We start from the raw sequence: 22,073 nt of genomic DNA on the forward strand, positions 1-22,073 counted from the left end.
TCAGTAGCTTATTATTCTGGTATTTATAACAAGAACGGTCAGTGAATACCTAAATTTGAGTAAAAGAAATTTCACTACCACTCACTAATCCGGCTAAAATTCAAGAATTTCAATGCTTTAGCTATTTTCAATAGAATTAAATTTATTAATATAAATAATAAATTACTATTCTTAAATTTGATCAGATTGATTGCAAAAAAACAAGATTTTCAATAGGTTGCTTATAATCCTAATTATAGTTAGCCTTTCATAAGTAGCGATGCAACAAAGCCATCCCAGTGTCTGGGCACTGGGATGACACCGAAGGGGCTACTCGGATGACAAACCCTGTCATTCCATGGCGTGACGCTGGTTTCCATCCAAGACGGCAGTGCTTGACACTGGAATGACAAGAAGAGGGCACTGCCCTCCTTGTATGTATTAGATATAGGCCGAGTTGTGGTCGTGATAAATGTGATCGCTTGCGCAATCGAACATTTTCACAAAACCATTCTCTAGATAAAGATTATATTCGTGATGTTGATCTGATAATACAATATTATCTTGCTCCCCTGAATTGAAATGACTTGAATCTGACAGCAATTCGTAATTTGGATTATCTATTTTACTAATGCTGTTTATTACTTTGCCATTACCACTTGATATAGCTAAACTATAACTATCACCATCCTTCATTATCTTGATGGACACCTTATCTTCAGGTAACACTATAAGCTTCTTTGTGCCACTATCGTGGATTACGAATTTGCCTTTTTCAAAATAGTATTTGTCTTCCGGCAAAGCACCAACCTTATAATCTGATGTGTGCAGTTTGTTCCAAAAATCTAACACAGATTGCTTTTCTGCTCCTTCCGCTCTATCATACAAGGCTTTCACATCATTATAATTTATCGTTACATTTGCCTTATGCTTCCCTTCTGAGTCCTGCTCGTAGCTCTTTTCTATTTTGAGAATTGTGTCTTTTAATACTACCTGTTCTTGCTCTTTCTCCTCCACTGAAGCTGACCTTTTTGCCCTTGTTGGAATTTGTGGCTGATCAGACTGCATTTCACTATTGTCGTTTGATGCAGTTTTCTCTTCAGCAGCTTGTGCAACAACATTAGTAGTACTATGAACTTCTGTCTTAGTTTCACTTACTTGCCCTTTTGGACTTTCGGTTTGTTTCTCTTTTGTAAATATTCTCTGATAGTCCGTGTAGCCTCTATTAGTATCACCGATATCGCTACTGCCTTGATCAAAAGTTATTTTTTTACTTCCATTTCCCATATCTTCAATTTCAACTTGAGGAGAAACAGATGCTAGGAAATCGTTATAACTGTAGTTGTAGTCAGCAGAAAAGAATATTTTCCCTTTGAAATTGTGAAAGTTATTAGACAACATTCCAATTTCTTCATCACCATCAAACAATTTTACTTTAGTGAAATATGTTTGATCTTTTATTCTAACTATTTCACCGCTGGAGTTTCTTTGTATGTGATAATCATTTGGGTCGTACTTTATAGCAAAAAGTTTGCCAGAGCCATATTTCTCTAAGTTTATAAGGCCCACATTTACATGTTTATGGGAATAATCTCTCTTTTCATATTCATGTGCAAATATTGGATCTATATATCTATATTCGTCTGATATATTTGGCATACCTACTGGATGTTCATTCCCATCTTTCGTCACCGGAACAAGCTTATATGCTCCATCTTTTTCCACTAATTTTAGGTGAGTAATACTTTGTGGTAGTTGAAACCTTACGTTTGCTCCATGGTCATGAATAAATAGATCACCTTTCTCGGTAATATAAAAGCCCATATTTTTAAATTCATGTAAGCGCTCGTCTCCTTGCTTTACGACAGCTTCATATACATCATCGTCTGTCCTATCTGTTCCCTTATTATCCAGTAATTTCCCTTTTTCCACGATTACTCCATTTGCCTTTTGCTCATCAGAATATTGTGCATGTTCTGAATCCTGATGATTCAAAATTTTGGTACCTCTAAGAAGCAGAGAATCTAAATCTTTTTGGATGTGTCCAGTGCTAGGATGCAACAATTCATTTTCATGTAAATGCGCTTCATCAAAGTATTCATCGCGTTCAACTGTTCTGCCATCTATTAGGGAAGCTTTATAATGACCATTTTCTTTTGTAACTGCCATGTAAGCACCGCCTTCGTATGAAACATTTAAGTTGTGCAATATATCCTCAAAAACGAAAGTTTCTTTAGTTTGGCCTTCAACTTGCTTAAAAAATCCTGATTCGCTCAATAATTCTCCAAGCTTTGTATTTCCGTCATATATAGACAGTGCACCCATATCTCCTTGACCATGAGCTTGCATAGAAAAAATCTTACCTTCTTGTAGATCAATATGATTTGTACCTCTTATCAAGTTTGAATCGATGTTGATCATCTCTCCTAACATCTTTTCTACGTCGATGTTCTTAGTCGCTTTTACTTGTTCTAAGCCAGTGTTTATGGTTTTATCAAGTAAGGTACTTTTTAATTCCTCATATTTGGAGGGAATTGAATAATATTTGTCTGAATACTCTTCGTAAGAAATCTTCCCTTCGCTATATTCTTTATTTATCTTGGGATATTCCATTTGCCTCTGCTCATCCAGATTTTTTAATGCATCATCATAAGCTTTCTTTAAATTTTCATCATACTTTGATAGCATTCTAAAAGCCTGATTTTTATACTCTAGACTGTTTCGGTACTCATTACCTTGTTGGTCAGAGTAAGTTAGTTTATCCTGTCCATCGGAAGTTTTTACTACCTTGAGGAAATGATATTCCTTTGATATATCAAGTGTATCATTTGTTGCCCTATTTATAGCACGAGCAACATCATAAAATGCAACGTGTTCTACAGGAGAAAAACTTCCAACGTTTTCTCCATCCATTTTTTCTATATTTGCTTTATAGTAGGATACGTTTTTAATTTCTCCACCCACTATTTCTTGACCAATTGCTATGAAATCTCCTTTTGTAACTTGCAAAGCGTTGAGATGTTCCATTGCAGTTTCTGTATCATTCTCAGCAAGCCAACTTTTGAAGTCAGTATCGTGTCCTTTTATGTCTTTCAAGAAACTTTTTGACTCATCTGAGTTACCTTGACGTAAAGCATCTAGGTAGTCTCTTAATAAACTAGGATCTTTTTCCTGTAAGTACATTATCAACGCATGACCTGTTTTATAAACCAAGCTATTTGCTTCGCTGTCCTTTGAGTATTCTAAACTTAAAATTTTATCTAAATCCAAATTTGCAGCTTCAGTTTTGTCGATACTTGATCCTTGAGAATTGAATTTATGATCTGAATGATGCTCAAAGTAGTCTGCAATTCCTTCCATTAATACTGTAGGTAAAGATTTGCCTCCTGTAGCCAAGTAAGTTAAACCATGTGCAAATTCATGCTGAAGGTTATGAATGCCACCTTGCTGGTAGACGTACATTTCAGCAAAAACGTCAGCTTTCCCTTTGTAGTAACATTTACCACCTTCGTCTCCAAGGTAAGAACCGAAACGCTCGCTTCCGCCAAGGTGAGTGTAATCATCCTTGTCATCAAACATGTAAATTTTAAATGTTTGTTCTGAACTGCCGCGTTCTAACTCGAATGCGTTTTTAAAATTAGTAGCTGTTTCTCTTATCTCACTTTCAATGTTAGCAACTTTACTTGCTCTTAAATTGTGAGAATAAACCTCTACTTTAATATTTAAATCTTCAACTTCTATAACATGTGGCGAATTAAACCCTTTGCCGTTATTGTTGAAATATTCTGCTTTAGTTATATTTTTATTTACTTGTTGACTAATTGTCATAATTTTAACCTCTAATTTGCTGATCTTTCAATATCAAGCATAAAGTAATTTCCCTAAAAAAAACGTAAATCCCTGTATTAATATGATTTATATCTTAATAAATAAAGTATAGATAGTTAACTTAATATGTAAAATTTAGAATATGGCTGAAATTCTATACAGCTATATTCCGGAATCACATTGGACAAGGACAAAAGCAAAGTGGTTTATTGACTTTCATTCCACCAAAGCACTATACTAAAACCACGATGGGTAATTAGCTCAGTTGGTAGAGCACTTGCTTGACGTGCAAGCGGTCGCTGGTTCGAACCCAGTGTTACCCACGTTTTTGTTTATGAAAAGATTTTATATGACAGCAGTGCATAACGGTAAACACTCAGCAGCGCAGTCCAAGCGCTTAATCTATTCCATAATAATAGTTGCGATAACAATGTTTATGGAAATAGTAGGTGGAATAATTTCACATTCGCTTGCTCTATTATCAGATGCAGGGCATATGCTCACTGACCTCTTTGCCTTGGTTTTAAGCTGGTTAGCACATAGGTTTTCAGCTAAGAAATCCGATTTGCAGAGATCATACGGATATCATCGGTTGCAGATAATTGCAGCATTTGTTAATGGTTTAACTCTATTCCTCATTGCAGTAATCATTATAATTGAGTCAATAAAGAGGTTTATTTTTCCAGTCAATGTTGAGTGGAAAGTAATGTTAATAATTGCTACACTCGGTCTTGTCTCTAACATAATAGTCTTTTTTATATTACATAGTAAATGCGAGAGCAATATAAACATAAAAAGTGCTGTACTACACGTTATAGGAGATATTTTAGGTTCTGTAGCTGCTATACTTGCATCTATAATTATCATGCTTACTGGATGGCAAATAGTAGATCCAATCTTATCAGTATTTGTTAGTGTGATAATTCTAAATAGCGGCTATAAAATTCTCAAAAATTCTTGCCATATACTCCTTGAAGGTACGCCTGAGGGTATATCTGCTGAAGAGATAAAAAGTAAGATCACATCAGAATTACCTGAAGTGATAGATGTGCACCACATACATACATGGTCGCTGTCTGATAATTATTTTATAATTACCATGCATGCTAAAATAAAGCAAAATGTGCACCACACCAATGTTTTATATGAAATAAAAAAAATATTGCTAGATAAGTTCGAGATAGCACACTCTACAGTCGAGATCGAATACGATGAGTGTGCGGATAATAAGATACTTAAACATTGACGTTTTAAATTATTATGCTATTACTAGAGTGTAATGATGTTGAAGGTAAGCTATGATAGGTATTTCTCAAATACAATTTCCTTCAAAGGATTCTAGTAAGCTAAAATTTGTTAGCTACTTTGGAGCTTTTGTCTCGTTAAGCATTATCACTAATCCTGTTAATGTTCTTTTTTCTCTTGGTACTATGTTCTTCAGGTCTGAAATTAAAACTCTTTATATCTACAAAGAAATAAAAACGGCAAAACAGCAAAAAATGAGCAAAAGGGAATATTGGGAAATATTTTTTAAAAACAATACAATCAAGGTAGCAGCCTTCCTCTTGTTTTCTGCTTTCATAACATATCTAACTTTCACTACCACTTTCTTGCTTATTTCGTTACTGGGAACTATACTACTTACAATGCTATTAATTTTATTGCAGAGTGAACTAAGGCCAAAAGATTTTAACCCATTTACGCTGCTTAAAGCTTCTATAAATTTCTTTTTGGAAGGTATAAAAGAGAATTTACGTGGTATGGTTAATAGTTTTGATGTTAAGCTTGAACATTTACTGCCCCATCAATTAAATGATGATATCATTAAAAATATTGATAAATTAAAAGGTAAGTATAGTGAACAAGTACCTGAAGACGTAATCAAAAATGATGAATATATTCAATTCATTGGATATATAAACAATTCATATGAGTTTAGTGATGAGGATAAAGGAAGAGTAATTGCATTTTTAGATGACTTTTGCAAAGATGATCAAAAGCATAGCTCCGGCTTTACAGGTGGGCAGGTTCTGCTTTTAGTTTTAAGGGCTTGCAATGATGGAGACGGAGAAGCCGTTAAGAGTAAAAAGGATGCATTGATTTCTAATTTAATTGATAGCCAAACTTTCTCTAGAAAAGAGCGAATTCCTAACACTTGCTTCACCGGTATTATCTATAGAATGTTAAGCACGCTAGAGGGTATTCATCCTGATCCAGAAATTAGATTTACTCCCCCAAGGGAAATGTTGCTCTCAGAAGCACAAAATAAAGCACGTGAGTTTATGTTAGACAGGTTAAAAAACAAGAAAAACAATAAAGAAATTCTTAAGGCTTGGTATGACGTTCAAAATGGTTATGAAGACGATGAAAGTCAAAAAATAGTTGATGATTTTATTTCAGAAGTAAGTATTCCTTTAATGAGAAAATTATTGAGTATTACTTCTCAATATAGTGAACAAATTGTGCTGACGTTAATGAAAAATATTAGCTCTATAAAGTTAAATAAATTACAATGTTGTGAGCTGGTTCAGCACATGAGAAATAAACTGCAGGAGCATGATTTAGATGACCAAGAAAGTTTACTCGAAAACATCGGAAAAAAAGTATTCTTAGAGCTATTAAATCGAGATCTACTCGAGACAGATTTTTCTCTCAAGGATTCATCTTTGGATGGAGCTAAGAGAATAGCTAATAAGATAATAGAAGAAGAAGTAGCAGAATTTAAATTAAAGGCTGAGAAGACTATTGAAGGTCAGATAATTAGCATGTTAGATGGGTTAAGAATGCTCCCAAGAGAAAAAAGATGTTATAGGGTATATGTAGAACTCAGTAAAAATAACGAAAATTTTGCAAGAAAGGTTAAAAGTAACAAAAGCAGCAATGGATGAAATGTTAAAAAAAGGAGCTTCACATAAGCTAGAGTTAGAAATTGAAAGTGTATATGAAGGAAATAAAGATCACGTTACTCAACTTTATGAAAAAATAAGAGAAACAAAAAAGGAATTCATTGAAGATGGTCTTTTAACACCTCAAGAAGTAGAGAATATAACAAAAGCAAAAATCATAGACTTAAACAAAGAGGACAAAATCATACCGTCAAGCAATTTGTCTCGTAGTTTAAGTGTCAATAATTTGGCAGTACATTATCTATAAAATTTATACTCTTTACCTTGCAGAAGATTCACAATATTTCTGTGGTGTTTTAGGAAGACCAGTGCTCCTATAATTAGTAATGTTAAGAACAAATTCCTCTGAAAAAAAAAGGACCATGCTACAGCCGTTGAAGTAGCACTGAGTGAAGCAAGGGAAGAGTATCTAAAGGCAAGAAAGACTATTATCCAAATTATTACGAATACTAAAGTAATATCGATGTTAAATGCTATCAGTATCCCTAGAGTGGTTGCAACGCCCTTTCCTCCACTGAATTTTAGCCAAATAGGAAACATGTGTCCTAAAACTGCTAAAATTGCAGATACATATATATAAAAATCGTTATTATCACAAAATTGTTGTGCTATATAAACGGCAATAAATCCCTTAAAGGAATCCAGAAATAATGCCAAAGCAGCAAGAAATTTATTTCCCGTCCTTGCAACGTTTGTAGCACCAATGTTTCCTGAACCTACTTCTCTTAAGTTTATCCCTTTTATTCTTGTAATGATTAAGCTAAACGGTATTGAACCGAGTATGTAGGACAGTATAAGGACTACATACTTTTCCATTATACCAAGAACCTAATTAATTTTATTATTCCTCAGCCTTTTTAGGTAGCACTGAACTTCATCGTTAATCTGATTACTAAACAGTATAAGCGCTGTCATGTTGATGAGAGCTAAACAAGAGAATAAAGTTCCACCGATATTGGCAATAGCCATTATATCTTTAGAAAGACCAGAGAAAAACGCCACAATTATTACCGCTATGCGGTATATCACTATACTTTTTGCACCGAATAAATATAGCCACCCCATTTCACAACAATATACAAACGAAATTACTGAAGAAAATGCAAACAAAGGAGCAGCTACTGTTAGAAGGATAGGAAACCATGGAGAAACTGTCTCAAATGCTTTGTGAGTAATTAATATTCCCTCACTAACACCTGTTTGGTATGCACCTGTTATTACTATTGTTATTCCTGTTAAACAGCAAATTAACATTGTGTCAAAGCATGGTTCTATCATAGCGACTAGTCCAGTTCTTACTGGTTCTTCATCTTTAGTTGTTGCATGAGTAATTGAAGCAGAACCAACACCTGCTTCGCTGGCAAAGATTGCCCTTTGAATTCCAGCAACAAATGCTCCTACCATCCCTCCGCCAACAGCATTGAAATCTATCATAGTGGAAAATAATATTTTCAACGTATAACCAAGGTTATGAATATTAAATGCAATAATAATAATACAACTCAAGATATATATAAGTGACATAATAGGCACTAGTGCAGAAGATACTCTAGCTATCCTTTTAATTCCGCCAATAATCACTAGAGCAAGCAGCGCAGAAATTATGGAAGAAAGAAACCAAGAGTGACCATCTACCCAACTTGAATAGCCAGATAATATTGAAACCATTTGGTTGGTTTGAAACGCTACACTTCCACCAAGACCTGATAATACAAAGAATACTGCATACATGGCAGCCAGCACAATACCAAGTTTTTTAAATCCAAATTCCTCCAGACCATTCCTTATATACTGAAAGGGACCACTAAACAATTGGTCCTGATCTTCTGTTCTATGTCTAAACGCCAACGTTACCTCAGCAAATTTTGCTGACATACCAAAAAAACCTGTAATCATCATCCAAGGCACCGCTCCTGGTCCACCCATTGAAACTGCAATTGCGACTCCAGCAACAGTTCCAAGGCCTACTGTGCTTGAAAGTGCAGTCATAAATGCCTGAAAATGCGTAATATGACCATCATGGTGATTCGTGTCATATTTTCCACATAAAATAGCAAACGCATGCTTAAACATTCTTATGTTGAGAAATCCAAAACGTAATGTTAGAAACACATAACCAAAAACTAGTAGAAGGATTATAAATGGCACGTAAAGGATCTTGAAAAACAGTACTTCATTCATGAAGTTATTTATTCCATTCAACACAGCGTCATAACTTTCGTAAAAACCTGAAGCAGCGTACACATCATTAAACAATAGGCAAAATAACACCATACAAAGCAATCTATAAATCATGTTAATACCCTTTAGAATTGTAATAAGAATCTATTGTATTCAAAACTTCCCTTCTTAGTAGATATATTGCAACAGCATTTGGAATCATAAGGCACATAAACAAACTGTCACCTAGATAAGATATAAATTCTATATTCTTTGACATACAGCTGATATACACTGAAACCACTATAAGAATTTGGAACGGTATCAGTATTTTTTTACTACCAAATAAATACAGCAAAGCAACTTCACAGTAGTAACAATAAGCTATTATTGTGGAAAATGCAAAGGAAAACATCATTAGCGGAAAAACTAACTTGCTGAACAAGGGCAAAGCTGTTGAAAATATCGAACTAATTAGTGTAATATCACCCACGTTATCAGTGCTATGCATACCAGTGATAATTATCACAATACCAGTCAAAAATGAGATTAATATTGTGTCTATAAGTGGTGCAATCATTGCAACGCACCCAACTTTAATTGGATCTTCTTCTTTTACAGCTGAATGTGCTATAGCTGCTGTTCCGGTACCTGCTTCGTTAGCAAACACTGATCTTCTCACTCCGGCTATTAATCCGCTCAATACTCCGCTTCCTATAGCTGATTTATTGAAGATATCTTGGAATATTATGGATAGAGCATTCAGCAAATTACTTCCGTTTACATAAATTAAATATATACACATACCCACATATAGCACTATCATAATTGGTGCTAAGCTCGTTGAAACGAAAGCAATGCGCTTTATTCCTCCCAATATTACAATAAAGACAAGCAGGGATATAATAATGGATGCGTTGTATTCTAGGAGGTTATTTGATAGTGCTGCTATTTGATTTGCTTGAAATGGTATACCGCCCAAAATCATTGCAATAAGTAGCATAATCGCATAAGTGAAGGCAAGAAATCTACCAGTTTTTGCAAATCCAATTTTTGCAAGCCCGTACTTCATGTAATAAAAAGCCCCGCCAGTTGTATTTTCAGAGCGATAAGTAAATGCAAGCACCACCTCGGCAAACTTTATCGACATACCAAGTATTCCGGTAATTACCATCCAAAAAACTGCACTTGGCCCCCCTATTGTGATAGCTATTGCAACTCCTGATATTGTTCCAAGACCAACTGTTCCTGAAATTACTGTTGCAAACGCTTGAATATGAGTGATTATGCCATTGTTGCTGTTATTACACTTTAGATTGAATAGCGTCTGTATTCCATATTTAAGTAACCTAAAGTTAATGAATTTGAACTGGGCAGTACAAAAGATTCCAGTTGCAATTACCCAAATAATTATAAATGGAATGTTGAATATCTTTATATACAGAAATGAATTTAATAGTTCACTTATCTTCAAAATCATGCAGTTTTCTATTTTTTGTTAGCTAACGAGTTTTATATGTAAAATATATGTAAAACCCGATGCTTATTGGAATAGTAAGTGTATACACTATACCTAAAATTGGTAGAGTCATCCAGGGCTTACTGATGAAAAATACAATAAGTACTCCAAAAAATGACACAAATATATAGGATAGGCTTTTGGGAATATAAATATATTTTGCAGAGAAAGTTGGAATGTGACTTATCGAAAAAAATGAAATGGCCAGAAAGTAACAAGCTACGTTTCTTGTGTTAAAAAATCGCTCTATGAGAAGTAAGTATTCACTCTCATGAGATTGAAAGGTAATAATTATTGGTAACAAAGAAAGTAAAGCACACACTGGAGCTGGAACACCAGAAAAGAAAAATTTTTCCCAGTATGGTTGTTCTGAGTGTAGCGAAACATTAAATCTTGCAAGTCTTATTGATATGCAGATTACGTATATCATTACTAAAATCCAACCTATGACTTTGATTTCGTTTAGCTTCCAAAAATACAAAAGAAATGCAGGCGCTGCACCAAAATTTAGAAAATCTGCAAAAGAATCAAGCTGGGCTCCAAAATCGCTAGTTGATTTTAGAATTCTAGCTATTCTGCCATCCATTCCATCTATTATTGCTGCAATGATGATAAAAATTACTGAGAATTCCCATTGTTCATTAAATGTAAATTTAAGTGAAGTGAGACCAGAACATAAACCCAATAAAGTTATAAAGTTTGGGAATAATTTAGTAATAGGTAAGAATCTACTGTTACTTCCCTCGTTATTCATATAACGTCAAAAGTAAGCTTCTCTTGAACGTTTTCCTTATTTAAGTTTGCTATAATTGTTTCACCACCAATAACAGTTTGCCCTTCTGAAACTCTGACTTCTGTATCAGCAGGAACATAGATATTCACTCTACTGCCAAACCTTATAATTCCAAACCTTTCACCTGCTTTTACGTTCTGGGATATTCCTAAATTACAAACGATACGACGTGCAATTAATCCAGCTATTTGCTCCACAATAATTTCTTTCCCCTTTTCGTATTCAATTACAATAACCTGCTTTTCATTTTCATTACTAGACCTATTGCTCATTGCGGATACAAACTTGCCTTTTTTATAACTCATTTCCTTTATCGTACCAGATATTGGTATACGGTTCACATGGACGTTCAAAACACTTAAAAATATGCTAACAAGCGTAAACTTCTTCTCCTCTCCGTTTTCTGCTGATAAAGGATAATTAACTTCTTCAATTTTTGAAATCACACCATCAGCAGGACTTAATATAAGATTCTTATTGTTTGGCACAGCTCTTGCTGGATCACGAAAGAAATAAGTACACAATAATGTCGGAAACAAGCACGTAACGCCAAACCCCCAAGATATAGAGAATGCTATACACGTTACTATAAAGGAAACTACTATAAATGAATAACCTTCCCTGTTTATATTAGGTAAACCAAAACACATAATCTTATTAACAATAACCTATTGTTAACAATTTATCATTTATAATTTCTCATGAAAAGCTTTTTTTAACTGCTTCAGCAAAGTCTTTTTGATACAAGGTAACATTACAGATTGTTATATTAGCACATAGAATTACCGTCATACTGTAACAACCCGTCCAACACAAAATCTAATGCCTAAGTTTAGATCAGAAAACTGATTCTTCTAAAAGTTGCTCACTATCCTCGTCTATTATGATAGAATTATCATGATTTCTGAGTAAATCTCTGATTTTCGTTTCTATTTCATTTGCGACTTCTTTGTTTGTTTTTAGGTAAGTTTTTACATTCTCTCTTCCTTGCCCAAGACGTGTGTTGTTATATGAATAGTAAGCGCCTGCTTTTTCAAGCACACCAAGCTTTGCTCCCATATCTATTATTTCTCCGAGTTTTGATATACCTTCATTGTACATTATATCAAATTTCGCTTCTCTAAATGGAGGAGCAACTTTATTTTTTACAACTTTAACTCTTGTTTCATTACCTGTAATATTTTCTTTGTCTTTTATTACACCAACTTTTCTTATATCAAGCCTTACAGAAGTATAGAATTTTAATGCATTTCCACCCGTGGTAGTTTCAGGATTTCCATACACTACTCCTATTTTCATACGAATTTGATTAATAAATATCAATATACAGTTCGCTTTTGAAACGGCAGAGGTTAGTTTCCGTAGCCCATGACTTAGAAGCCTTGCTTGCAGCCCCATATGTTGATCACCCATATCACCTTCAATTTCAGCTCTTGGAGTTAATGCTGCGACAGAGTCAATAACTATCACATCAACCGCACCAGAACACACTAAATACTCAACAATATGCAACGCCTGCTCTCCAGTGTCTGGTTGTGAAATCACTAAATCATCAGTGCTTACCCCAAGTTTACGAGCATATAAGACATCCAATGCATGTTCTGCATCGATAAATGCGCATGATCCTCCTTTTTTTTGTGCTTCAGCAATCACGTGCAAGGCAAGAGTGGTTTTACCAGAACTCTCGGGGCCAAATATTTCAATTATACGCCCTTTTGGCAGACCTCCAACACCTAGAGCCGAATCAAGCGCAATTGATCCTGTGGATATTGTGTCTATTTTTTCTACAGGGTTTTGCTTCAACTTCATTATTGCACCTTTACCGAATGCTTTTTCAATCTGGCTTATTGCGTTATCTAGCGCTTTTTGTTTATCACTATTTCTTTCTTCTGGGTTACTTGCCATAGATCATTTATTAATTTATATAATTCTCTATGATAATCAAACGCGAATAACCTGCCAAGGTTTTTCTAGTATTTATGTATTATTTCAATGAAAAATATTAACGTTTTCATAAAGCAGATATTTGTTTGCCTTCGTTAGTAACACACTATACTTTAGTGTACGAACGTTGCAATTTGCAGCATAGCAGGTGGTGTCATCCAAGTAGCCAACACTGAAATGACTAAATTCGAAATGGCTATATGAATTTATTGTAAATTACTACCGTATAAGGTGCGATGCAACAAAGCCATTCCAGTGTCAGCTACTTGAATGACACCTCTTAGATGGGTCAGCTACTCAGATCTGCCATGAAAACTGCAACCCTAAATGTTGGAGCACTGTCGTACACTAAGCGCTGTAATGACAATTTTAGTCGCTTCATACACTTATCATGCTAGTCATAACAGAAATAATTTTTACCAAAGATATTTATGAAATAATTGACATAGTTTGGAAATATGTATATTATAGAACATTAATAGTTAGTTAATTTGTAGGTGTAATGTGGCTAGAAATGTTTTGAATGAAAATGAGTACCACGCTTTAAAGCAGTTGTTTTTAACATTTAATATTCAAAAGGAGGATGTGGTAAATTCTGACATTAAGAATATTAAGAAAAAGCTTAGTCAACAATACCGTAAATTATCGTTAAAATATCACTCAGGTAAAAACCCAAACAATAAAGAAGCGGAGGAGAAATTTAAGGTTATTGCATTAAATAAGCCATTTTTTGAAGAATTTATAATAGAGCCATTGGAGAAAGGTCTCAATAAAAGAAATAATTTAATAAAAGAATTACGCGGTAAGTTGTGGAGTCGCAGTTATGAAGAATTGCAAAAATACTTAGATGATAAGTGCAGAAATAAACTCTATAATAAGCAGCAGTCAATTAACAATAATGTAACTGCTTATGTAAAATATTCTTCTTATTCAAATCTCTTAGGAGTTCTTTTAGTATCCTTCACATCAATTGCATTTTTAATAATTAATGGTATTTCTTCTAATGTACCAATAGCAGTAGATTTTCTTGCTCCCTTGTTAGCAGGATCTATTTTAAATCTAGCTGTTAAGAGCATTTATACTAGAAATGGGAAAGAGTTTAATCATCAGACTAATATTTTATTATTGGTTAACTTTGACCAAGAATGCGAAAATTTTTCAAAGAGTGATAGGACTAAATTAAAGTGGCTAAAAAATTCAGTTATTTTGAGCAACACAATCTGTACATCTTTAATGTTTTTCGGTATGGGATTAGATTTAGTTGCCAACGGCTTTGGTATAACTAACTCTATGATGTTATCCGGCTTATTACTTTCATTACCATTCACGCTTTTAATTGTTACTTCACCTATTTTAAATGCTGCAAGTAATTATATTCTCAAAAAGACAGCTATAAATTCAATTGAGGAGCAATTTAAAGGTGATGATCAGTTTATAGAAGTCGATAACGAAAAGCCAAGCAGTACTATGAGCAATCAAAGTTATTTCCCCATCGATCAGTTAATATCATCAAAGTTAGCTATTCTCCATAGCGAAGTCTCTAGCTAGGAACAATGAGCCACAGATTAGTATGGTTTTGACGTTTTGGGTAGAGGCTTTTAATATGTGATTTGATATTGCATCGCCAATTGATCCACATTCAACTGCTTTTATTCCTATGTTATTGGCTTTTTCCCTAATCAAATTTGTATTTGTTGCTTTAGGTTCAGACTTAACACAAACCGCACATAGTAGCTTGATATATGGCTTTAAGTGCTCTAAGAACTCTTCCACATTTCTGTTACTAGTAACACCAAAAACCATATAAATACCTTCAGCAAAATTATCTTTTACCCACTGAGATAGTACTCTAGCACCATCATTATTGTGTGCACCATCTAAAAATAATTGCCAATCTTTCGGTAGTAGGAAAATTAAATTACCTTCTTTTATAGACTCTAGCCGTGCAGGCCAATAAGTGCACTGTAAACCTGAAGTGATATCCTCTTCTCCAATATCAAATTCATACTTTCCACTTAAAATACTACATGCTGCAATAGCATTGCCTGCATTAATCACCTGATGATCACCCTTTAAAGATGGCAAAGGAAATTCTATTGATTGAATAGCTGATTGAAAAACCATTTTGTTGTTCTTTTTTTTGCAATTCCATTCAAGACCTCCTCTATACAAGGGAGATTTCTTATTTATTGCGTGGTGTTCTAGCGTGTTCACTATAGATTTTTCTTGCGGTGCTATTACGCAAGGAACATTAGGTTTCATTATTCCAGCCTTTTCACCTGCTATAATTTCTACAGTAGGGCCAAGATATTCCGTATGATCAAGTGCAATGGAAGTAATTATTGTTAAAATCGGATTATCTATAACATTTGTTGCATCAAGCCTTCCACCCATACCCACTTCAACTAAAGTTATATCGGCTTTATGACGAGAAAAAGCTAAAAAAGCTGCAATAGTTGCAGCTTCAAACAGAGTGATAGGTTGTTCTGCAATTACTGCACGACATTCTTCTAATAAGCTATATAATTCATTATCGTCGATATAGCTGCCGGCTATCACTATCCTCTCATTAAAACTCACTAAATGTGGAGAAGTGTATGCGTGTACCTTATACCCTGCTGCTTGCATTATATATCTTATAAATGCTAGTGTTGAGCCTTTCCCATTAGTTCCAGCTATATGAATTACGGGAGGCACTTTTTTCTCGGGGTTATCTAGTTTGCTAAGAAAGCCTTTTATGCGATCAAGAGAAAAATCATTCGGCCTGCTACCAAGTGGCTTAGGCCAATGAGGCATATATATCATGGATTGTTATTGCATTTTAATTCAGCTATAACGCTTGCTATGCCATGCGTGTCGATTTTTTCACTAAATTGATAACGTTGATTAATAGCAATACTTATTCCACTCATTACAACATCACTTATCAAGAAAGAACTGTTATTTTTAGTAACTTTAAAATCAATATTTGTAAATTCTTCATCACCGTAAGAAAATCTTGTACCAATTAAGCAAGTTTCATCGTCAACTGCTTTTGTACTCATTATGATCATTTCACTATCATGCATGTATTTATATAAAATTTTAACGCACAAACGCGTAAGATACACTTCATACTCTCTTAAAAAATCTTCTTTTTCTTTTTGTTTAACTAAAGCCCAATGTTTTCCTATGACGAATTGCGATATTCCTTTGAGGTTAACATTGTTTTGAATGACCTCCTGAAGCTTTTTTTGCACACATTCCCGGTTTTTTTTATTCTCCTTTGTAGATATACCATCCACTTGTTGCTTCATAGTATGCACAAAAATTTTGTGATCTGTACAATTAGTGTAAGCACTTGAAGAAATTACAATAAAAACAATGATAGTTAAAACTTTAGTAATGTTCATAAGATATATTTATTAGCTATGATACTTAGAATGCAAAGTTTAATAAAGATTAAATAATAATCGCTAGCTTTAATATATCTATAGACACACCTTGTATAAATCATCTACAATTAATTAAGGGTCTGTTCTATGCGTTATGAGTTAAGTTAAATTTCCCGAGCGATAATTTCTAGTCAAGGGAATTGCCTCTGTTAATTTCGTTGAAATTGATACGCGATGCCCACCTTAACTTTAGTCTCAGGAATCTACTAAGGCTGACGGTAGATACGGATCCTATTTTGATTGGTTTAACATTTATGCTTCATCAATACAAAGAACAGGGTGTTTTCCTATGTTTGCCTAATGAAGTATTCCAAATTGTAATTGATGTTGAAAGGTATCCTGATTTTGTTCCTTGGTGCAAAGCCGTTTATATAAAAGAAAAAATTAACAACCAAATGGTTGTGGATCTCCTCGCAGCTTTTCATGGAATTAAAGGTAGATATACATCAGAAGTTACTTCTCTTTCTCCAAGTGGAACAAATGAAGGTTGGATAAAAGCTGTATCATCAAATGGAATATTTAAACATCTATACAATGAATGGCAATTCATTCCCATAGATGAAAATAAAACTATGGTAAAGTTTTATATAGAGTTTAAGTTTAAGTCCAACTCATTTTCCACTTTATTAAACTCAGTATATAAGTATACACAAAGTAAAATAATTGCTGCATTTAAAGATAGGGCTGAAAGCCTTGCTAAACAAAAGTTATCTTGACATTATTAATATAAATGTATAATTTTTTTTAGTAAGTTAAGTGTTTATATTGTAATGATTTTTAGACTATTGTTTTTATTAATTTTCATAAGTGTTAATTCTTATGCAGTTGTTAAGCAAGATTTATCCGATAACCAATACATTCAAAAAAAACCCAATGAAATAACATCAAATGAGCTATTATCGCCATTACCTAATGATAAATTATTAGGAGATCCAAAAGCACCAATTCTAATGATAGAATATGCTTCATTAACTTGTTATCACTGCTCTCTTTTTCATAGGAATGTTTTTCCTAAAATTAAAGAGAAATATATAGACACAGGTAAGATGTTATATATATTTCGTCATTTTCCTTTGGATTACAGAGGGCTAAAGGCTGCAATGCTAAGTCATTGCTACGAAAAACAAGAAGACTACTTTAATTTTAACAAAGCTGTTTTTAACTCAATAGATTCGTGGAATTACTACAATTTAAGTGATTTGACTTTACTACAAAGAATTGCTGCACTAAGCAACTTAAAGCAAGATGCATTTAACCAATGCATTAATGATAAGAAAATAATGGATAAAATCGTAAATGATAAATCACTGGCAATTAATAAACTTGGTATCACAGCCACTCCAATATTTTTCATCAAGCTTAACGATGATAAATCATATATAGAGCATAATAAAGTTAAACATGGAGGGTATAAAGAGCTGAAATATTTCACTAATGTGATAGATAAATTATATGGAAAAGCTATAGTGAAGTAATACCACTGTAGCTTACCATATAAAAGACTCTATGCTGAGTCATTGTTTTTCACTACTGTTTGTTGTTTTTTACGCTCAAACTCTCTTTTTTTACTGTGCCAAGTGTAGTAATACATAGCGATTTTATTCTCTATTAATACTATTGTCCCATCATAAAACTGAACCATATCCATAACTTTTCTCTGAGCTTCATCAAAACGTTCTTTATACTTTTCACGATAAGCTGGATTATGTAGTAACATAACCCCTTCATTCTTGTTAGATTTTTTGTTTAACGTTTCAACTTCACCAGCAATAGTATAAGACATATAACCCCCTCTAATTGATTATAAAAATTATATTTTAAAAAGAGAAATGCGCATAAACAATCCCTTTAATTCTAGCATAATAATCGACTGTTTATTATACTAGTTAACTATAGTACGATATATAATAATTTTTGTCACTTAAAATTTTATACTATGAAATAATAACTTAAAATAAATGTTTTTATTATTTTAAACTATATTATTATATTTATAAATTGTGTATGAATTAAGTCTCCCTAATTTATAATATATGCGTAATAATTTTAGTATAAAATTGTCATACATAAGAAATCTATTTGCAAAAGAATATAAAAAAATAGAAGAATATTGTATTCTTGAAAAAAAGCAACATATTCAAATTGGCCCTGAAGAAGGAAAGCTATTAAGTTTATTTATAAAAATCCAAAAAATCAAAAGTATTGTTGAGATTGGCACGTTATACGGTTACTCGTCGATTTGCATGGCAAAAGCTCTACTAAAAGACGGTCATATATATACAATAGAAAATAATCCTCAACACTCAAGAATAGCAAAAAAAAATTTTAGTGCTTTTAATCTAAGTGATAAAATTACTCTAATAGAAGGCGATGCACTGGAAAAAATTAATGAATTATCAGCAAAAGCACCATTTGACATGATATTTATTGATGCTGACAAAAGTAGTTATCCTAAGTATTTAGATTGGGCAGAGTCATACATTAAACAAGATGGGCTAATCGTTGCAGATAACACTCTACTGTTTAACACAGTATTTTTAGAATCGCCTCCAAAAGAAGTATCAGAAAAATCATGGCATGCCATGAGGGAGTTTAATAATAGATTATCAGATGAAAAAAAATATTTCTCTATATTGATTCCAACTGATGAAGGAATGACTGTAGCTTTAAAGCTAACATAAGTTAAAAATCAAGGTCAGCATAATGTTTAGGAGGGATTAAACCAGAAATCCTCTCTAATAATATCTCACGAAAACAAGGCTTTGATTTAACAATGGAGTACCATTCTTTTAAAATTTTACTTTTTTCCCATGGAAAACTACTTACATAATCCATTACGGAAATATGCGATGCTAAAGTAATATCAGCTAAAGTGAACTTATCAGTTGCAAGCCAAACGTTCTTGTTAATTAAGTGTTCGGTGTATTCCATATGGCAAGGCAGGTTATGCTGAGCTGCATGAAGAAATCTAGAGTCAGGGCTGCGGTTAGTAATTACTTTTTCATTCATAATATACTTAGTAACTTCATTGTAAAATTTGTTATCGAACCAATTGATTAGAGCGCGTATTTTAGACTTAATAATAGTGGATGAACCAAGTAATTTGACGTCGCTATTGTAAGTCTCTTCTATATATTCACAAATGGCATTACTATCCGCTATTACAAAGTTATTATCTATTAACACTGGTACTTGCCCGGTTGGATTGATCTCCATAAATTCATTCCGCTTTTCCCACGGATTTTCATACACTAGATCACAGCCTAATTTTTTTTCTTTTAGAAAAGCTCTAACTTTTCGTGAAAATGGACAAAGAGGAAAATGATATAAAATCATAATGTTCCTCTTTTGTTATACCAATATCCTTTTTTTGTTACTCTATGGCTTGACCTACAACTGTACGAACTTTCTTTGTAGTCCACAGAAGTTTGCGTAGCAGGTAGTGTCATGCAAGTAGCTGACACTGGAATCCAGTTCTTGTTATACAATTGCCTAGTGCGCTCATTTACAGTTAAGTTTTCTGGATCCAAGTAGTCAAGCACTGGGATGACATCCTTTTCGGTAAAAATTGCTCTTATATCACAACATTCATACAGCTGTATGCCTAGGCACTGGGATGACATAAATAAGCGCTGAAATGACATAAATAAACATTGGAGTGACAATCTTGTAGTGACTTGCATGACAACTAACTTTTTGTTTACTTCAAAATAGCACTGTAAAAAATTTAACATATCAAATTATAGAGCTAATATAGGATATACCTTGCTAAATAAAAAAAAAAGTATAATATTTTATAAGGTATGCAGGCAAAAACTCTGTAATTTGGTCAGATCAGAAATGAAGCAGCCATATCAGAACCTTTTTGGGTTGCATACCTATTTCATTATTTGTTTTATCCGAGGCTATGAATATAGCATTAAAACATCGTCCTAGTAGCTTCAAAGATCTAGTAGGTCAAGATATATTAGTGCGTGTATTAGAAAATGCTTTTATTTTAAACAAAATCCCACAATCTATACTGCTCTCTGGTAGTAGTGGAGTTGGTAAAACCACCACTGCAAGGATAATAGCTTTATGTTTGAATTGTTCCCTGGGGCCAATTTTTGAACCTTGCGGATCATGTGAAAATTGTCTAGCAATAAAAAATTCAAGCCATCCAGATGTAATTGAAATCGATGCAGCAAGTCACACTAGCATTGACGATATTAAAGTAATCCTGGGAGATATTTGCTATTCACCTATAAGCTCTAAATTCAAAGTCTACATTATAGATGAAGTACACATGCTATCTAGCAGTGCATTTAACGCATTACTTAAAACCCTAGAAGAGCCACCATCTAGTGTAAAGTTCATTTTAGCAACTACGGAAATAAAAAAGATACCAATAACTATTATTGCACGTTGTCAAAGATTTGATTTACACAACATTCCTGTAGCTAAAATAGTGGAACGTTTAAATGATGTTGCACAAAAAGAGAGTTATTCCATTGAAAAGGGAGCATTAGAATTAATTGCACGACACTCTGGAAATTCAATGCGTAACGCCTTGTTTTTGATGAATCAAGCAGTGCTATATAGCAAAGATGGTGCAATATCCACTAAAAATGTGACAGACATACTTGGCCTAGTGGATAAAGATATTATATTCGATCTATTAGGGGCAATATTAGAAGGTGATTTACAGAAAGCTCTATCAGTGTTTGACAAGGCGGTAAAAACAGCAAACCCACTTAGTATTTTTGAAGGTCTATTGCAAACAATTCAGTTAGTATGCCGTTTTTTGATTACAAAAGAGATTGATAATGCAGTTACAGAGCATGAAAAGAATAGGATAAAAGATTTAAGTATAAAGAGATCTTTAATATTTTTTTCGAGATTGTGGAAGATGTTGCTTAAAGGTATTCAAGATATAAAAACTTCAACATGCAACGATGTTGCTGCTGAAATGATGTTAATTAGCCTCTGTTATCTTTCTGATCTGCCTTCTCCGGAACAGGTGATCAAAAAAGTTCTTTCGCAGAATGTAGAGCAAGGAAATAGACAGGGCAGACCTGTTGCACCTTCCCCCTCTGTCATCCAAGTAGCTGACTACTCGGATCCAAAAAAATATGTGGAAAGTAAACAACAACCCCACTCTGTCATCCCAGTGCGTGACACTGGGATCCATGTGGAAAATAAACAACAAAATTACGATTTTGATAAGATTTTGCAACTATTAAGGCGAAGTAACCAAATTTATCTTTACAAACAACTGTGTAATAATCTACAATTAATAGATTGTAAACCTGGATATTTAAAATTAAAAGCTGTATCTAAGTTGGATAGTAATTTTTGCAATGATTTAAAAAATTACTTAAACCAGGTGACTCAGCAAGAGTGGGTTGTTGTAGTTGATACAGGTTATATAAACAGGGAAGTGAGTAATTTAAATTATGCACCTGCAGTTAAGGATATCCTTGACACGTTTAAAGGTGCAAAAGTAGTTAATATAGAAAATAAGGAGTAAG

The 22,073-nt window shown here is 33.5% G+C and carries 18 protein-coding genes, 1 tRNA gene, 2 other RNA genes and 2 pseudogenes; 10 read left to right on the forward strand and 13 right to left on the reverse strand.

Translation table 11 applies throughout. The features are described 5' to 3' along the window. Nucleotides 1-247 precede the first annotated feature (247 nt). Both OZD64_RS05355 and OZD64_RS05360 read right to left on the reverse strand, forming a co-directional pair. On the reverse strand, nt 248-403 hold the full coding sequence (locus tag OZD64_RS05355) for a hypothetical protein (RefSeq protein WP_155975178.1): 156 nt from the start codon (nt 401-403) through the stop codon (nt 248-250). A 17-nt stretch (nt 404-420) separates the two neighbouring features. Then, on the reverse strand, nt 421-3,807 hold the full coding sequence (locus tag OZD64_RS05360) for a peptidase M2 (protein ID WP_274999463.1): 3,387 nt from the start codon (nt 3,805-3,807) through the stop codon (nt 421-423). Nucleotides 3,808-4,057: 250 nt separating this feature from the next. Between OZD64_RS05360 and OZD64_RS05365 the strand changes: the two genes are divergently transcribed. The 3 genes and pseudogenes from OZD64_RS05365 (at nt 4,058) to OZD64_RS05375 (ending at nt 6,960) form a co-directional block, all read left to right on the forward strand. Beyond that, nucleotides 4,058-4,130: transfer RNA gene (locus OZD64_RS05365), tRNA-Val, on the forward strand. A 26-nt stretch (nt 4,131-4,156) separates the two neighbouring features. Continuing rightward, on the forward strand, nt 4,157-5,053 hold the full coding sequence (locus tag OZD64_RS05370; protein ID WP_038199318.1) for a cation diffusion facilitator family transporter: 897 nt from the start codon (nt 4,157-4,159) through the stop codon (nt 5,051-5,053). A gap of 52 nt (nt 5,054-5,105) precedes the next feature. Beyond that, a pseudogene (locus OZD64_RS05375) lies at nt 5,106-6,960 on the forward strand (hypothetical protein). On the opposite strand, the gene plsY reads toward OZD64_RS05375, so the two are convergent. The 6 genes from plsY to recA all read right to left on the reverse strand — a co-directional run bounded on the left by plsY (nt 6,951) and on the right by recA (nt 13,090). Next, entirely contained in the window at nt 6,951-7,529 is a 579-nt protein-coding gene (gene plsY / locus OZD64_RS05385) for a glycerol-3-phosphate 1-O-acyltransferase PlsY (RefSeq protein WP_010963004.1), read from the reverse strand. The pseudogene OZD64_RS05375 and the gene plsY sit on opposite strands and share 10 nt — an antisense overlap. A gap of 12 nt (nt 7,530-7,541) precedes the next feature. Continuing rightward, complete coding sequence (locus OZD64_RS05390; RefSeq protein ID WP_038199322.1) at nt 7,542-9,008, reverse strand: alanine/glycine:cation symporter family protein; 1,467 nt, start codon at nt 9,006-9,008, stop codon at nt 7,542-7,544. A 1-nt stretch (nt 9,009) separates the two neighbouring features. Then, nucleotides 9,010-10,353, reverse strand: coding sequence for an alanine/glycine:cation symporter family protein (locus OZD64_RS05395; protein WP_038199325.1), 1,344 nt, complete (start codon nt 10,351-10,353; stop codon nt 9,010-9,012). 22 nt (nt 10,354-10,375) lie between these two features. After that, nucleotides 10,376-11,146 carry a CDP-alcohol phosphatidyltransferase family protein gene (locus tag OZD64_RS05400; RefSeq protein ID WP_010963007.1) on the reverse strand — a complete coding sequence of 257 codons (771 nt, stop codon included), beginning with the start codon at nt 11,144-11,146 and terminating at the stop codon, nt 10,376-10,378. Continuing rightward, complete coding sequence (locus OZD64_RS05405; protein WP_007548750.1) at nt 11,143-11,835, reverse strand: phosphatidylserine decarboxylase; 693 nt, start codon at nt 11,833-11,835, stop codon at nt 11,143-11,145. The genes OZD64_RS05400 and OZD64_RS05405 overlap by 4 nt, the downstream gene beginning before the upstream one ends. Before the next feature lie 187 nt (nt 11,836-12,022). Continuing rightward, nucleotides 12,023-13,090 (reverse strand): recombinase RecA, encoded by a 1,068-nt coding sequence (recA, locus tag OZD64_RS05410; RefSeq protein WP_010963008.1) that lies wholly within the window; start codon nt 13,088-13,090, stop codon nt 12,023-12,025. Between the two features lie 543 nt (nt 13,091-13,633). Here recA and OZD64_RS05415 point away from each other — a divergent pair. Continuing rightward, nucleotides 13,634-14,677, forward strand: a complete 1,044-nt coding sequence (locus tag OZD64_RS05415) for a J domain-containing protein (RefSeq protein ID WP_274999466.1) — start codon at nt 13,634-13,636, stop codon at nt 14,675-14,677. Here the strand turns inward: OZD64_RS05415 and OZD64_RS05420 are convergent. Beyond that, a complete protein-coding gene (locus tag OZD64_RS05420) occupies nt 14,645-15,934 on the reverse strand; it encodes a bifunctional folylpolyglutamate synthase/dihydrofolate synthase (RefSeq protein WP_274999467.1) in 1,290 nt (429 codons plus the stop codon). The two genes, OZD64_RS05415 and OZD64_RS05420, sit on opposite strands and share 33 nt — an antisense overlap. Next, nucleotides 15,931-16,521 (reverse strand): MlaC/ttg2D family ABC transporter substrate-binding protein, encoded by a 591-nt coding sequence (locus OZD64_RS05425; RefSeq protein ID WP_010963011.1) that lies wholly within the window; start codon nt 16,519-16,521, stop codon nt 15,931-15,933. The genes OZD64_RS05420 and OZD64_RS05425 overlap by 4 nt, the downstream gene beginning before the upstream one ends. 116 nt (nt 16,522-16,637) lie before the next feature. Here OZD64_RS05425 and ssrS point away from each other — a divergent pair. The 3 genes from ssrS (at nt 16,638) to OZD64_RS05440 (ending at nt 18,038) form a co-directional block, all read left to right on the forward strand. Continuing rightward, nucleotides 16,638-16,798, forward strand: a non-coding RNA gene (gene ssrS / locus OZD64_RS05430) — 6S RNA. Nucleotides 16,799-16,817: 19 nt separating this feature from the next. Beyond that, nucleotides 16,818-17,279, forward strand: a complete 462-nt coding sequence (locus OZD64_RS05435; RefSeq protein WP_010963012.1) for a type II toxin-antitoxin system RatA family toxin — start codon at nt 16,818-16,820, stop codon at nt 17,277-17,279. A 54-nt stretch (nt 17,280-17,333) separates the two neighbouring features. After that, nucleotides 17,334-18,038 (forward strand): DsbA family protein, encoded by a 705-nt coding sequence (locus OZD64_RS05440; RefSeq protein WP_038199341.1) that lies wholly within the window; start codon nt 17,334-17,336, stop codon nt 18,036-18,038. 29 nt (nt 18,039-18,067) lie between these two features. On the opposite strand, the gene OZD64_RS05445 is transcribed toward OZD64_RS05440, so the two are convergent. After that, complete coding sequence (locus OZD64_RS05445; protein WP_006279425.1) at nt 18,068-18,346, reverse strand: DUF2671 domain-containing protein; 279 nt, start codon at nt 18,344-18,346, stop codon at nt 18,068-18,070. A gap of 250 nt (nt 18,347-18,596) precedes the next feature. Here OZD64_RS05445 and OZD64_RS05450 point away from each other — a divergent pair, with 250 nt between their 5' ends. Further along, complete coding sequence (locus OZD64_RS05450) at nt 18,597-19,244, forward strand: O-methyltransferase (RefSeq protein ID WP_010081993.1); 648 nt, start codon at nt 18,597-18,599, stop codon at nt 19,242-19,244. A gap of 1 nt (nt 19,245) precedes the next feature. Here the strand turns inward: OZD64_RS05450 and OZD64_RS05455 are convergent, their stop codons facing one another. Together OZD64_RS05455 and OZD64_RS05460 are read right to left on the reverse strand one after the other, a co-directional pair. Beyond that, nucleotides 19,246-19,899, reverse strand: a complete 654-nt coding sequence (locus tag OZD64_RS05455; RefSeq protein ID WP_010081992.1) for a glutathione S-transferase family protein — start codon at nt 19,897-19,899, stop codon at nt 19,246-19,248. Nucleotides 19,900-20,006: 107 nt separating this feature from the next. Further along, a pseudogene (locus tag OZD64_RS05460) lies at nt 20,007-20,123 on the reverse strand (WPE palindromic element domain-containing protein); the annotation flags it as partial. 232 nt (nt 20,124-20,355) lie between these two features. Between OZD64_RS05460 and ffs the strand changes: the two are divergent. Then, an RNA gene (gene ffs, locus OZD64_RS05465) (signal recognition particle sRNA small type) lies at nt 20,356-20,455 on the forward strand. 15 nt (nt 20,456-20,470) lie between these two features. Continuing rightward, on the forward strand, nt 20,471-22,072 hold the full coding sequence (gene dnaX, locus OZD64_RS05470) for a DNA polymerase III subunit gamma/tau (protein WP_274999468.1): 1,602 nt from the start codon (nt 20,471-20,473) through the stop codon (nt 22,070-22,072). The last annotated feature ends 1 nt before the right edge of the window (nt 22,073 follow it).

Source organism: Wolbachia endosymbiont of Drosophila tristis, assembly GCF_028981745.1.
Classification (GTDB): domain Bacteria; phylum Pseudomonadota; class Alphaproteobacteria; order Rickettsiales; family Anaplasmataceae; genus Wolbachia; species Wolbachia pipientis.

Coding starts and splice junctions, on each gene's coding strand:
- OZD64_RS05360 (WP_274999463.1), bottom strand. CDS start 3,807: ATGACAATTAGTCAACAAGTAAATAAAAATATAACTAAAGCAGAATAT.
- OZD64_RS05370 (WP_038199318.1), top strand. CDS start 4,157: ATGACAGCAGTGCATAACGGTAAACACTCAGCAGCGCAGTCCAAGCGC.
- OZD64_RS05440 (WP_038199341.1), top strand. CDS start 17,334: ATGATTTTTAGACTATTGTTTTTATTAATTTTCATAAGTGTTAATTCT.
- OZD64_RS05435 (WP_010963012.1), top strand. CDS start 16,818: ATGCTTCATCAATACAAAGAACAGGGTGTTTTCCTATGTTTGCCTAAT.
- OZD64_RS05405 (WP_007548750.1), bottom strand. CDS start 11,835: ATGTGTTTTGGTTTACCTAATATAAACAGGGAAGGTTATTCATTTATA.
- OZD64_RS05445 (WP_006279425.1), bottom strand. CDS start 18,346: ATGTCTTATACTATTGCTGGTGAAGTTGAAACGTTAAACAAAAAATCT.
- OZD64_RS05400 (WP_010963007.1), bottom strand. CDS start 11,146: ATGAATAACGAGGGAAGTAACAGTAGATTCTTACCTATTACTAAATTA.
- OZD64_RS05395 (WP_038199325.1), bottom strand. CDS start 10,353: ATGATTTTGAAGATAAGTGAACTATTAAATTCATTTCTGTATATAAAG.
- OZD64_RS05425 (WP_010963011.1), bottom strand. CDS start 16,521: ATGAACATTACTAAAGTTTTAACTATCATTGTTTTTATTGTAATTTCT.
- OZD64_RS05390 (WP_038199322.1), bottom strand. CDS start 9,008: ATGATTTATAGATTGCTTTGTATGGTGTTATTTTGCCTATTGTTTAAT.
- OZD64_RS05450 (WP_010081993.1), top strand. CDS start 18,597: ATGCGTAATAATTTTAGTATAAAATTGTCATACATAAGAAATCTATTT.
- OZD64_RS05420 (WP_274999467.1), bottom strand. CDS start 15,934: ATGATATATATGCCTCATTGGCCTAAGCCACTTGGTAGCAGGCCGAAT.
- recA (WP_010963008.1), bottom strand. CDS start 13,090: ATGGCAAGTAACCCAGAAGAAAGAAATAGTGATAAACAAAAAGCGCTA.
- plsY (WP_010963004.1), bottom strand. CDS start 7,529: ATGGAAAAGTATGTAGTCCTTATACTGTCCTACATACTCGGTTCAATA.
- OZD64_RS05455 (WP_010081992.1), bottom strand. CDS start 19,899: ATGATTTTATATCATTTTCCTCTTTGTCCATTTTCACGAAAAGTTAGA.
- dnaX (WP_274999468.1), top strand. CDS start 20,471: ATGAATATAGCATTAAAACATCGTCCTAGTAGCTTCAAAGATCTAGTA.